The sequence below is a fragment of the Lysinibacillus sp. FN11 genome (genome assembly GCF_024628845.1).
Lineage (GTDB): Bacteria > Bacillota > Bacilli > Bacillales_A > Planococcaceae > Lysinibacillus > Lysinibacillus capsici.
Map to the genome: position 1 here is coordinate 2,370,070 of NZ_CP102383.1, position 12,469 is coordinate 2,382,538.

Genomic DNA, 12,469 nt, shown 5'->3' on the forward strand with positions numbered 1-12,469 from the left:
TCTCCTTTTCTGTTAGAAATTACTTCCTTACAATATAATACATCTTTCTTAGTCATAAAGAAAAACCCAGAATTTTTTCTGGGCTTGATGACACTTACTTTTCTAGCATGATTAAAACTGACGGGCCTTTGCTTCACTTCGCAAGAGACGGTTATGGAGAGTAATCTCCGTTTCACCATTTACTTGCGATTTTGATCGCTTAATCCTTGACCAGTTGCGGTGGATTTTTTGAGATTTGGGGTCTAGTTGTTCGAACCTACTCATTTTTCATCCTCCTCATCATTATAGATTTCATAAGTGAAATCTTCTTTATTATGACCAGCTAAGGTGAATTTATACTAATTTCATAAGAAGCATGTCCACTTCTCTTTATTTGTTTTCGCTTAACCAAGTTAACGCATATTGTACATATAATTCGGCTCCAACGCGCAAACCATCTTCATCGATATTAAAATGGCCATTATGATGTGCCCAGCGTGTATCCTTTACTGTATTGCCTGAGCCTACTAGAGCAAAGCAGCCAGGTACTTCATCTAAGTAAAAGCTAAAGTCTTCTCCACCCATTGTCGGATCATCAACATGATAAGCTTCCGCCCCAAAATGTTCAGCTGCAAGGCGCTCGACTAAGCTGGCACTCGCCACATCATTGTTGACGGCTTGTGTACCATATTCATAAACAACCTCTGCTGTGCCCCCATAAAGTGAGGCAATCTGCTCAGCATAATGACGAATTTGCGCTTCGATATGTGAACGGACCTCTTTATCAAAACAGCGCACAGTCCCTTCTAAAATGGCATCTTCAGCAATTACATTAAAGCGTGTGCCAACCTCCATTTTTCCAATTGTAAGAACGGCAGGTTGAAGTGGATTGACTGTACGTGCCACAACTGTTTGGACATTCAAAGCAAACGTTGAAGCAATCATCACGGCATCAATGGCATCATGTGGTACTGCGGCATGCCCGCCCTGCCCTTTAAAGCGCACTTTGAAAATATCAGCAGAGGCAAAGGCAGGACCTTTATTGCACTGAATTTTTCCTGTGTCAATTTGCGACCAAATATGAATACCAAAGACGTTATCTACACCTTTCATTGCTCCTTGCTCTACCATCGCTTTTGCACCCGTAGCAACTTCTTCCGCTGGCTGGAAAATAAAACGAACTGTTCCCTCAATTTCTTCTTGTACCGTATGTAATGTCTTAGCTGCAATCAGCAACATGGCTGTATGCGCATCATGACCACAGGCATGCATCTTACCATCTGTTTTAGAGCGATACGGAATATCTTCTCGTATTTCATAAACTGACAATGCATCCATATCCGCACGTAAGGCAATGGTTTTTCCTTCCCTGCCCCCTTTTAACTCCGCAATAATGCCTGTTGGCTCTGTTCGTCTATACGGAATACCAAGGTTCTCTAAATACGCTGCTACATAATTCGTTGTTTCATATTCTTCCCAAGAAAGCTCTGGCTCACTGTGCAATTTTTGACGAATCGTCACAAGCTCACTATTTAATTCCACGATAATGCGTTTGATATTGTTCATGATTACTCTCTCCTTGTTTATAACCAACTTACGAAAATACCTGCTAAAATAACAGATGTTATCGTTACACTAATGAAGCCTCCTACAAGCATCGGTGGCAACATATGGCTTAACAGTATTTCACGTTCTTTTTCGTCGGTTGTGGACGATTTCACTACTTCATTCGTTAAAATATAATCTGCTGGGAACCCATAGAGCGCTGTTAAGGATACAGCAAACGCTAAATTCGGGCTGACCTTTAACACTTTTCCTGCGATGAAAGAGAAAATATACATACCAATGACTGCTAAGACAATAGACACTACTAATGGAACTATAATACGCATCAGCATTTCAGGGGAAGCCTGTTTTAAGCCATCAAATATAAAGAGCATTAACCCCATAATGGCAAAACCGAAGCCATTTGCTTTTTGCAATGGTTGTCTTTCTAAAAAACCAAATGTCGATGCAAGGACACCAAACACTAGGCATAGCACTAATGCATTGACTGTCACAACAGGTGCTAATGCTGTAGATGTACCATACGCTAATAATCCAACAAGCGCTAAACGGAAAAATTTAAAGTATTCTGTATTGTACTTGGTAGGAATTTTCCTAAATAATTTTGGTTGCTCAGATGACTGTTCAACATCTTCCTCTACCAGTGTTACCGATTGTATATTCCCTTGATGGTGTTCTTTTAATAAACGTTTTGCTTCACGCTTCAATACAATGGACGTGATGGGATATCCTGCAAAACCTTGAATGACGTAAATCACAATGGCAAAGACGGCTAAATCCTCTAAGCCAGCTGCAGAAGCGCCTTCTGACATCACTAGCGCTGCCACAACACCACCGACTAATGGTGGAACTGCAACAATCATCGTTTTTAAATCAAATAGCAAGGCACCAATTGTAAATAATATGGCGATGATGCCTACAATACCAGCTAAAGAAATAACGATGGCTTTCCACTGGTTTTTCAATTCCTTAAGGGACAGAAGTGTACCCATATTCGTAATTAATAAATACATTAACATCGTGGCAACGACTGGACCAATCCCGGCAATACTAACAATATCTTTCGGGAAGAATGTCCAATAGCCAATTAAAAATAATACCGCACAGACGAACACAGATGGAATCCACGCCTTCGTTCTTGTTGCTACGATATCTCCGATGTAAAGAATAGCAAGTACTATCGTCAGTGCTAACATTTGCGACATATCAAAGAATTCTCCTAACTTAGTAATTTTTTAATGTCATCAATAATAATACTAATTATTCTCAAAATTCTATTTTTACAGAAAAGAAGAAAAACAACGTATGAACTAGCATATTCGTGACACTAAAATTACGGTTTTCCAAATATTTAGATTTTAAAGAATTTTTGTAAAGCGCTTACAAAAAAAGAGAACCATTCTAAAATGGTTCTACTTTGTCTTACATGCTATTTTTTTTAACGATTACCTGTGTTTACATAGATCAATAAAAATATCGTAAGGGCGACAAAAAGTACAAGACCTACATGAAATAACCATTGTGTATGGAATAATTCGTTTAGTATCCATAAAAGGACACAAAAACAGTAGCCATACATCATTTTTCCCATAAATCTTGCCAGTGCCTTTTCATCATAATGTTCTTTTTCCTCCTGTGCCATCGTATGAAAGCCAGCAAGTAGAAAAGCTCCTTTACCTTGCGATAGAACAATGGCGAAGATGAGAAACGGCAGCATGATAATTAAATAGACAATTACTCCCAAGGTTTATCATCCTACTTTTCATTTTTAATAAATTGCTCAATTGCTGGTAGTAATTCTTCATGCAGTGGCAGTGAAGGGTCTGCATAGGTTGCTAAGTTTTTGGCACGATCGGCTGGTGCCTTTTTCAATACGTGATTCATACCCGCTAGATAAAGTAATTTTGCCTCTTGTTTGCCTTTCTTCAATGCCTCAGCATCGGCTTCCTTCACTTGTAAATCTGTTGTTCCTTGTACTAGCAATACACGGCTTTTTACTTTTGCAAGCTCATTAGCAGGTTGATATTTTAGCAAGGAAATCAGAAAAGGCTGTACAGATGGACGGAAAAGGGCTTGTAGCTCTGGTGAAATATTTTTCACTTGCTTCCCTTGCTTTAAAGCTGTCAAAATATTCGTGGATTCATTGAAAAGCTTTGGTGCTAATTGACCTTTTAATTGCTCTAAAAGCACTTCATCTAACGATCTCCCTGCACCGGCAATGGACACAAAGGATGCTACGCCTGTCTTTTGAGCTGCGAGCAAACCAATGAGTGAGCCTTCGCTATGGCCAATTACATGAACACTTGTGTAGGCTTTATCAGCCATCAATGTTTGGATAATTTGTACAGCATCATCAACGTATTGGTCAAACGTTCCATCCTCTTCCTTTGTTAAGAGCGCTTGATTGTCACCTAGTCCTCGCTTATCATAACGCACCGTCGCAATGCCCTGTTGTGCTAAACCTTCCGCCAACATTTTCAAGCTATTATTTTTTCCAGCCAAAGCAGAATTACCATCTTTATCAGTTGGCCCCGATCCTGCTATTATCAGTGCCACTGGTGATGGAGATGTAGAAGCCTTTTCTACAGCTACCGTTAAGTTGCCGTTTTGAACGGGAATTTTTAATGTGTCATAGGTAACAGGTTGCTCTTTATAAGCCTTTAGTATTAAAGGAAATTTCGCACCATTTTGTTGAAATGTAGCCTCTATTTGTTCATTTTTGATTGTGCCATTAATGGCAATAGCCGAGCCGTTTAAATTTATGGACACTTTTACTTTATCACCTGTATACGTCACACTTTGAAATGGAAAATTAGATAAGCCCTGTGCTGGCACGGATAATGTACCACTTTCCTTCTTTAAATCGATAATAATCGGTAATGGTCCATTTGGCGTTTCAATAGTTCCTTCCCATTTTCCAATAAACTGTTCATTCATTGCATTTGTCCCCTTTGTTCCTTGATGTTGTGCAGTGACCTCTTTTTGCCCACAGGCAGCTAAAAGTAAAATTATACAGCAAATCCATAACCATTTTTTCATCTAATCTTCCTTTCTATATGAAAATCACCAATAAAATTGGCAGTAAAGTAATAGCTATTAAGATGTAACACCATTTGTTCGCGAAATTAACAGTCCAACCGATTCCAAACTTTTTAGGCACTAATAAGGATGGATCATTTTTATTGCAATAAAAAATACCCCATTTCCAGTATTGATCATCTGTGGCAGCTGTTTCATTTGTATGTACCTCATCAAAACGTTCATTACTTTTACTGAGCTTCCAAATGAACACTAGTAAACCACCCAACGTAACGACATTAAAGACAAGAAAAAGTGGGAAGAAGTAGGGAGCCGTTTGGTCTTGTAAAATAACAGTTGTATAGTGTAAAACAACAAATAGAATTGTCATACTAAAATTCATGGCTGCCAGGTACCAGCTTCCGTATTTACGCTGAGTTAACTCCCGATGAATGGATGCTTCTTTGGCCTGTGCACTTAATTGGATTTTGGCACTTTTCATGCCTTGACTCATCATGAAAAAACTAGTTTGTATTGCCAATAATATAAGTGGCATACTGATGACTGAGAGCCGCGATTTTTGAGTCCAACCATCGACCTCTCCTGCTCCATTCCAATGTGTAGCAAAAACCTCTGGGATTGTCTCATAGTTCATGTACGTAAAAGCAATTAAAGCAAGTGTGATGATGATGGGTACACTAAAAAATATAGGTGATAATGCTTCCTCTTTCTGACGGATAGACAAATCTGTCACATATACTGTTTTTATTTGTGTCTCCCACTGCTCCTGCACCTTTAATTTTTTCGTTTTAACATGATAACTCATGTAAAGACCTGATGACAAAAGGAGCATGACATACAAAAGGATAAAGGAAATTAAAGATACCTTCTCCTCTTGTATAGGTGAAAGATAGAGAGCGATTTGACCTACTAAAAATAAGCCGGTAATTCCTGCGATGATTTGGCTATAATGCTTCTTCCACAGCTTTAATTGTGGATGTTTGACATATGGTTCGGGTATGGAAACACCAAAAACAAGTGTTTTTCTTGTTAAATGTGGGGTCATCGTTTCCATAATTCCGACAATGATAAAGATGCCTACAATTATAAGCATACTACCCCTACTTCCATTGTTTTAAAATTCGCTGGAACAAACTTGTCATTTGCTCTTTTTCGAGGCCACGCGCAAAAGCCTCCGCCATGATAGGCTTCAAGGCATTTTCGACTTTTTCAAACTCCGTTTCTTCCAGCTCTCTCTTTTGACCACCAATAATGACCGCTTTTGCTTTCGGCTTCAATTCAATTAAGCCCTTCTCTTCAAGTTCATGATAACTTTTACTGACCGTGCTAACGTTAATGCCTAGATCTGTAGCCATCGAACGTACAGACGGTAAAGTATCACCATTTTTCAGCTCGCCTTGCGCAATGCATTCTATTATTTGATTGGCCAATTGTTTATATAGCTGCAATTCACTGTTTGGATCTAATTGTATTTGCATAAAACCCCTCCAATCTGTATCGCTTGTAACCAAACAGAAATCTGTTATGTATAGAGTAATACAGATTTTCTCTGATGTCAAATGAAGGAATTTTTTATGGTGTTGAGTAGAGGTTTTTTCACAATAAGAGCGAGAGCCTTCCCTTAGTAGTGCTTTGAACTTCATTTAGAGTGGGTTCTCCTCCCCTAGGAGCACTTTGAACTCCATTTAGAGCGGATCCCCCTTCCTTAGGAGCGCTTTAACTCCATTTAGAGCGGGTTCTCCTTCCTTAGGAGCGCTTTAAACTTCATTTAGAGCGGATATCTTGAGTACTTTAGACCCCATAAGAAACAAAAAGGACCCAGAATAATTCTGGATCCATGGACACTTATTGCTTCTATTTGATTTTTAACTGATATGGTTTACACTTCTTCTTAATCTATAGCAAAACAGAATAGTCTGTTTCACCTTTAGGCTTAAGATTTATGAAGCTTCAACCTTCAACAGTTGTGGCGGACTTTCCTGAGATTCTTGGTCTTTGGGTGTTTGACTATTACTACTCATTCTGCATCCTCCCCATCAGATTAGATTAATAAGTGGTTCCTCTCTTATTATGAGCCTTCTTCTATTTTTTATACATGCTTTAGCTTTTTTCTGCAAAGACTTGTTGGGCTATCGTTAAAGCATTTTGCACTCTTGGAAAACCGATGTAGGGTGCTAATTGTAAAAGTGCCTCGACCACTTCTGTCTGTGTCAAGCCTGCATGTAATCCACGCTGAATATGCGTTTTGGTTTGTGGTGCAGCACCTTGTGTAACTACCGCTGTTATCACGACGAGTGCTCGACTCTTTGCATCCAGCCCAGGCCGTGCATAGACATCACCGTAAGCAAATTCAATAATCATTTTGCGTAAATCGGGTGCGATATCGGCTAATGCATCAGATTTAATCATCCGTGCTGCTTCTTCCTCTGTCACATATTGTTTAATTGTTTCGAGCCCCTTTGTAAAACGTTCATTCATTTCTTCATCCCTCCTACATTTACTTATACAAAAACCCCAATTCCGCGTCTCCAGAATTGGGGATTGTCCTTCACATATGTAAGGTTCTCTTCTTCACGTCACCCTCTGGCTCAGTGAAAAAGGATAAAGGTTTTCATAGTGCCTCACAGGACAGCTTTAATGAATATCTATGCAAAAAGTCACAAGGACATGCACGCAAAAATTAAATGGCTACAAGACAGGCTTTCGCTTTTTCAATTTGGATTTTTACTTGTTCAAAGCCAGTACCACCTAAGGAATGGCGGCGGCGAACAGCAGCTTCTGGCGCTAGTACATCATAAATATCCGCTTCAATTAACGTACTTTCTTGTTGCATTTCTTCCAATGGCAAGTCTAATAAATAAATACCCTTTTGAATACATGTAAAGACAAGCTTACCAGTCACCTCATGTGCCTCACGGAATGGCATCCCCTTTGTAGCAAGGTAATCTGCTAGCTCCGTTGCATTTGAAAAATCAGCGTGAACAGCCTGATGTAAGCGTTCCGTGTTGACAGTCATTGTACGCACCATACCTTCAAAGATTTTAAGTGAACCAAGAATCGTATGAACAGTGTCGAACATCCCCTCTTTGTCCTCCTGCATATCTTTGTTATACGTTAATGGTGTGCCCTTTAACACCGTTAATAGGCCCATTAGATTCCCATAAACACGCCCTGTTTTACCACGAATAAGCTCTGCCATATCTGGGTTTTTCTTTTGTGGCATAATCGAAGAACCTGTTGAGAAGGCATCATCCAGTTCGATAAATTTAAATTCATCTGTAGACCAGATAATAATTTCCTCAGCAAAGCGTGATAAATGCGCCATAAGTAAGGAGGAATGACTTAAAAATTCCACGATAAAATCACGATCACTTACCGCATCCATGGAGTTTGCATAAACCTCGCTAAACCCTAATAGCTCTGCTGATTTTAAACGGTCAATTGGAAAAGTTGTCCCTGCCATTGCCCCAGCACCTAAAGGTAAAATATCAATACGTTTTATGGATTCTGTAAAACGTTGTTTATCACGCTCTAGCATCCAAAAATAAGCCATTAAATGGTGTGCAAAGGATATTGGCTGTGCACGTTGTAGATGCGTATAACCTGGTGCAATCGTTTCAATATGCTCTTGTGCTTTGTCTAGAAGCGTTTGTTGGAACGTCACAATTAAATCAATGGCTTCCTGCACACGCTTTTTCAAGAAGAGATGCATATCCGTTGCTACTTGGTCATTTCGGCTACGTCCTGTATGTAGTTTGCCTCCCACAGGACCTATTAAATCAATTAACATTTTTTCTAAATTTAAGTGTATATCTTCATTGGCAACGCTAAATTCAAGCTCACCTGCGATTGCCTTATCTTTTAATTGGGCAAGACCACCTAGTATGGCCTCTACGTCTGCTGCTGGTAAAATTCCTGTGGCACCAAGCATTGTGACATGTGCAACACTACCTTCAAGGTCCTCTAGCACAAGTTGCTGGTCAAAGCCAATGGATGCGCCAAATTCGTCTACCCATGCTTCTGCTGATTTTTGGAAACGTCCACCCCAAAGTTTTGTCATGTCAGCTCACCTTTTCCTCGATTACTTATCAAAAGGTGTAGTATAAGCACAAATGCCTCACCACACCTTGCTTGTTCAACATTACTTTTTATTCACAGATGAGTTCACTACAGTTGGTAGACCCCATAACTCGATAAAGCCTACAGCGGAAGCGTGATTGAATTGATCTTCCTTCGAGTATGTTGCTAGCTTTTCACTGTATAATGAATTTGGTGATTTACGTCCTTCTACAATCGCATGCCCTTTAAATAGTTTCACACGTACTGTACCATTCACATATTGTTGTGTTTGGGCAAGGAATGCTTCAAGAGCATCACGTAATGGTGAGAACCATAGACCGTCGTAAATTAATTCAGAAAGTTTTTTCTCAATAACTGGCTTGAAGTGTGCTAATTCTTTTACAAGCGTTAAGTCCTCAAGCTCTTTATGCGCTGTTAACAGCACTTTTGCACCTGGAATTTCATAAACCTCACGAGATTTTATACCAACTAAACGATTTTCAACGTGATCGATACGTCCTACTCCATGAGCACCTGCTACTGCATTTAATTCTTGAATTAAATCAGCAAGCTTCATTTCTTTTCCGTTTAATGCTACTGGTTTACCAGCTACAAACTCGATTTCCACATACTCTGCTTCATTCGGTGCATTTTCAACAGAAACAGTTAAGCCGTAAGCTTCCTCTGGTGGCGACACCCATGGGTCTTCCATGATGCCAGCTTCATTCGCACGGCCCCATAGATTTTGGTCGATTGAGAATGGTGAATCCAATGTTGCAGGAATCGGTACATTATGCTTCATTGCATATTCGATTTCCTCATCACGGCTCCAGCCCCACTCACGTACTGGTGCTAATACCTCTAAGTCTGGATTTAATGCTTTTATCGATACTTCAAAACGAACTTGGTCATTCCCTTTACCTGTGCAACCATGCGCAACAGCATCTGCGCCTACTTGATTCGCAATCTCTACTAGTTTTTTCGAGATAAGTGGGCGGGAAAGCGCTGATACTAATGGATACTTTTGCTCATACCAAGTATGTGCTTGTAAAGAAATTAGTGCATACCCTTCAGCAAATTCGTCTTTCGCATCCACCATATAAGATTCAATCGCTCCTACTTGAAGCGCTTTATTTTTTACGAATTCAAGATCTTTTCCTTCGCCAACGTCAAGACATACTGCAATTACGTCCCAACCTTGTTCTTTTAACCATGGAATTGCTACCGAAGTATCAAGTCCACCTGAATAAGCTAATACTACTTTTTTATTTGCCATTAAAAATGCGCCTCCATTGCTCTATCGATATGTATGTTTATACATTCATTTAAAAGTTTATACACGAATAGTATCATGTTATAAAAATAAATACAAGTGTATTTTTATAAATTCATAGACTTTTATTTTTATTGTCAAAAGTAAGTCGTTCCTTGTATAAGGTTGACAAGAAATCCATGGCAATTCACTCGAAAAAACGTTTTTTTACTATCTATATAAATGTATACTATATAAATTTAGCAACGGACGAAAAAAAGAATCCATTATAAAAACTGGATTCTTTCTAGTTCTTGGCAGATTATATCCTATACAATACTTTTTTAGGATTAATCAAAATAAGTAGAACGGCCACCGCCGAATATAAAATGGCATTATACATGATTAAATCAATTAGGTTTCCATTGATGGAACCGATAAAAAAATTAAAGAACTGATGAATAATAATAGGAATCATTAAATTCTGATTGATCGTATAAAATACTGTCATGATGATGGTCGTAGCTATAATCGTTAACATAAAGAAGAAGCTATATTTGATCAAATCCATTCCCATAAACCCTGTTGTAAGCCATATCGGTAAATGCCACATTCCCCACCAAAAGCCTATGATAATTGAAGCTATTAATGGCGAATACTTCTTTTGCAGCTCCAGCAGTGCAAAGCCCCTCCATCCTAACTCCTCACCCAGTGGTCCTGACAAAAGCGTTTTAACAAAATAAAAACTGAGCATGCCCCATGAAGACAGCGTAAAAATGGAGGTTTCTTCATAATTATTCATGATATGAAACAAAATCATGATAAAGATAGCTGTTTGTATCATCACGATTAAAACAATTACTGAAAGTGACAATTTGTTTTTGAATTTTTGTTTGACAAAGTGTATAAAACGTTGCCCAGGATAGATTCTTGGAAAAAGTAGCGCAAAGGCAAAAGTGGATGACCAAGCCGATAGACAGCGTACGGTATCAAATAGCCAAGTCGGATAGCCTAATCTTGGGATAGATAAAAATCAATACATATCAGAACACAAAAGTAGTTTTCATAAAACAGGAAATATTTTCAATGCAATACTTTCAGTACGCTAGAAACACAATAATCGAAGTAGTGAGTAAATTAAAGATAACTTATATATGGTTGCCATAAAGAAAGAAATCATAGTGTTAATATTAAAAAAAGGAATGGGAGGTATTTTATGTCAAAATTAAAAAATATTAGTACTTTATTTTTTCTTTTAGTGGCTTTTAGTGTATTAAATCTATCAAGCCACACGCAAGCAGCGGAATGGAGTGGCGGATTTGTATCGGGGCACTTAACTTGGGGTGTTGGCTCTGGCTCATCTTCAATAGCAACTACTGCAGCTAGCCAGTGGAACGGAGCTTCCTCGAAAGCTTCTTATACATATTCTAGCGGGTCAAATCAATATGGCTCTACTGCACAAGTAGTAACACATTTTAATTCTATTAACGCACCGTTATCTGGGGATTTAGGGGTTATGTATCCCTACAAGACATGGACTGGTACATCTGCAACTTCTGCAACTTTATCTGATACTTGGGTAAAAGCAATGGTTTATCAATATAAAACTACTCTTTTAGATACAGATACTAAGCGAACTGCTACAGCTACACATGAAATGGGACATGCTTTGAGTATGGCTCACCCGCCGGGAGAATCAACACTTTCTATTATGGTACAAGGTGTTAAAACGGATTATTCTATACAACTATATGATAGACTTAGTTTACAGCAGAAATGGGGTAAATAAGAATGAAAAAATTAAAAACTCTAAGTATAATTTTATTCTTTTCTGTGTTCTTTATAGTGGGATTTAATTATATAAATTCTAGTAATAAACCAATAGATATTCCATTACAAGGTAGCCATGAGGTTTTTGAATACGATGAAATAGTTGATATTGCTGATGTAATTGCATTAGTTCAAGTGAAAGATGAATTATCTGAGAGTAATAGTACAGTAGTTTATGAAGAAAACTCTCCTTCAATTATGTATCATTATGCAACAAGAGAAGTTGAAGTACTTGAGTACTATAAAAATGATTTAGATTTAGGTTCAAATATTAAATTTAATGAGTCAGCAGCTATTACTGCACAAAATGAATATCTTCATGTAGAGGAATATACTGCTTTACAAAAAGGAGAAAAATATATCGTATATTTATCAAAAAATAATGGCTTAAATGAATTAAGTATAATTAGTAGAAATAACGGAAAGATAAATTTAGATAATTTTTCCGAAAATGAATTCCTTGATGTTGCTGTTAAAAGCATTCTAACAATTGAAGGTTTTGAAATAACAGAAAAAGCTGAAGTTAAATTTGATATTCCAGAAGCTAAAATCCAGGCAATACCAAAGGTAAATAAATTAACAAATAATTATATCGACATACCTATAAATTATTATTTTGATGAAAAGAGTAACTTATATTATATAGATATCGATGGACTTAATTTATCAATTAGTAATACAAAATTAATTAATTAATTAATTAATTTTGTATTACTAATTGATAAATTAATTAATTTCTTCTTT

The 12,469-nt window shown here is 37.9% G+C and carries 12 protein-coding genes and 1 pseudogene; 2 read left to right on the forward strand and 11 right to left on the reverse strand.

All coding sequences use genetic code 11. The annotated features are described in order from the left end of the window. Window positions 1-111 precede the first annotated feature (111 nt). The 11 genes and pseudogenes from NP781_RS12780 to NP781_RS12830 form a co-directional block, all read right to left on the reverse strand. A complete protein-coding gene (locus NP781_RS12780; RefSeq protein WP_004231380.1) occupies window positions 112-264 on the reverse strand; it encodes a YpzG family protein in 153 nt (50 codons plus the stop codon). 105 nt (window positions 265-369) lie between these two features. Next, window positions 370-1,545 carry an amidohydrolase gene (locus tag NP781_RS12785; RefSeq protein WP_257522451.1) on the reverse strand — a complete coding sequence of 392 codons (1,176 nt, stop codon included), beginning with the start codon at window positions 1,543-1,545 and terminating at the stop codon, window positions 370-372. A gap of 17 nt (window positions 1,546-1,562) precedes the next feature. Then, window positions 1,563-2,750 (reverse strand): hypothetical protein, encoded by a 1,188-nt coding sequence (locus NP781_RS12790; RefSeq protein WP_221680253.1) that lies wholly within the window; start codon window positions 2,748-2,750, stop codon window positions 1,563-1,565. A gap of 233 nt (window positions 2,751-2,983) precedes the next feature. Beyond that, window positions 2,984-3,289 carry a DUF3784 domain-containing protein gene (locus NP781_RS12795; protein WP_221680252.1) on the reverse strand — a complete coding sequence of 102 codons (306 nt, stop codon included), beginning with the start codon at window positions 3,287-3,289 and terminating at the stop codon, window positions 2,984-2,986. 11 nt (window positions 3,290-3,300) lie between these two features. Beyond that, on the reverse strand, window positions 3,301-4,584 hold the full coding sequence (locus tag NP781_RS12800; RefSeq protein ID WP_257522452.1) for an alpha/beta hydrolase: 1,284 nt from the start codon (window positions 4,582-4,584) through the stop codon (window positions 3,301-3,303). Window positions 4,585-4,597: 13 nt separating this feature from the next. After that, entirely contained in the window at window positions 4,598-5,677 is a 1,080-nt protein-coding gene (locus tag NP781_RS12805; RefSeq protein WP_221680250.1) for a DUF1648 domain-containing protein, read from the reverse strand. 7 nt (window positions 5,678-5,684) lie between these two features. Continuing rightward, window positions 5,685-6,062: a GntR family transcriptional regulator gene (locus NP781_RS12810; protein WP_221680249.1), complete on the reverse strand. Its 378-nt coding sequence runs from the start codon at window positions 6,060-6,062 to the stop codon at window positions 5,685-5,687. A 622-nt stretch (window positions 6,063-6,684) separates the two neighbouring features. Then, window positions 6,685-7,062, reverse strand: a complete 378-nt coding sequence (locus tag NP781_RS12815) for a carboxymuconolactone decarboxylase family protein (protein WP_221680248.1) — start codon at window positions 7,060-7,062, stop codon at window positions 6,685-6,687. 202 nt (window positions 7,063-7,264) lie between these two features. After that, window positions 7,265-8,644 carry an argininosuccinate lyase gene (argH, locus tag NP781_RS12820; RefSeq protein ID WP_009370279.1) on the reverse strand — a complete coding sequence of 460 codons (1,380 nt, stop codon included), beginning with the start codon at window positions 8,642-8,644 and terminating at the stop codon, window positions 7,265-7,267. A gap of 81 nt (window positions 8,645-8,725) precedes the next feature. Next, window positions 8,726-9,919: an argininosuccinate synthase gene (locus tag NP781_RS12825; protein WP_004231366.1), complete on the reverse strand. Its 1,194-nt coding sequence runs from the start codon at window positions 9,917-9,919 to the stop codon at window positions 8,726-8,728. Between the two features lie 298 nt (window positions 9,920-10,217). Beyond that, window positions 10,218-10,922 (reverse strand): annotated as a pseudogene (locus NP781_RS12830) (CPBP family intramembrane glutamic endopeptidase); the annotation flags it as partial. Between the two features lie 189 nt (window positions 10,923-11,111). On the opposite strand from NP781_RS12830, the gene NP781_RS12835 reads away from it, so the two are divergent. Together NP781_RS12835 and NP781_RS12840 are read left to right on the forward strand one after the other, a co-directional pair. Beyond that, window positions 11,112-11,684, forward strand: coding sequence for a hypothetical protein (locus tag NP781_RS12835; protein ID WP_257522453.1), 573 nt, complete (start codon window positions 11,112-11,114; stop codon window positions 11,682-11,684). Window positions 11,685-11,686: 2 nt separating this feature from the next. Then, window positions 11,687-12,421, forward strand: coding sequence for a hypothetical protein (locus NP781_RS12840; RefSeq protein ID WP_257522454.1), 735 nt, complete (start codon window positions 11,687-11,689; stop codon window positions 12,419-12,421). Window positions 12,422-12,469: the final 48 nt, after the last annotated feature.

Excerpts from the sequence above, each read along its gene's own strand:
- NP781_RS12840 (WP_257522454.1), top strand. The coding sequence starts at position 11,687 with ATGAAAAAATTAAAAACTCTAAGTATAATTTTATTCTTTTCTGTGTTC.
- NP781_RS12800 (WP_257522452.1), bottom strand. The coding sequence starts at position 4,584 with ATGAAAAAATGGTTATGGATTTGCTGTATAATTTTACTTTTAGCTGCC.
- NP781_RS12825 (WP_004231366.1), bottom strand. The coding sequence starts at position 9,919 with ATGGCAAATAAAAAAGTAGTATTAGCTTATTCAGGTGGACTTGATACT.
- NP781_RS12810 (WP_221680249.1), bottom strand. The coding sequence starts at position 6,062 with ATGCAAATACAATTAGATCCAAACAGTGAATTGCAGCTATATAAACAA.
- NP781_RS12835 (WP_257522453.1), top strand. The coding sequence starts at position 11,112 with ATGTCAAAATTAAAAAATATTAGTACTTTATTTTTTCTTTTAGTGGCT.
- NP781_RS12805 (WP_221680250.1), bottom strand. The coding sequence starts at position 5,677 with ATGCTTATAATTGTAGGCATCTTTATCATTGTCGGAATTATGGAAACG.
- argH (WP_009370279.1), bottom strand. The coding sequence starts at position 8,644 with ATGACAAAACTTTGGGGTGGACGTTTCCAAAAATCAGCAGAAGCATGG.
- NP781_RS12790 (WP_221680253.1), bottom strand. The coding sequence starts at position 2,750 with ATGTCGCAAATGTTAGCACTGACGATAGTACTTGCTATTCTTTACATC.
- NP781_RS12780 (WP_004231380.1), bottom strand. The coding sequence starts at position 264 with ATGAGTAGGTTCGAACAACTAGACCCCAAATCTCAAAAAATCCACCGC.
- NP781_RS12785 (WP_257522451.1), bottom strand. The coding sequence starts at position 1,545 with ATGAACAATATCAAACGCATTATCGTGGAATTAAATAGTGAGCTTGTG.
- NP781_RS12815 (WP_221680248.1), bottom strand. The coding sequence starts at position 7,062 with ATGAATGAACGTTTTACAAAGGGGCTCGAAACAATTAAACAATATGTG.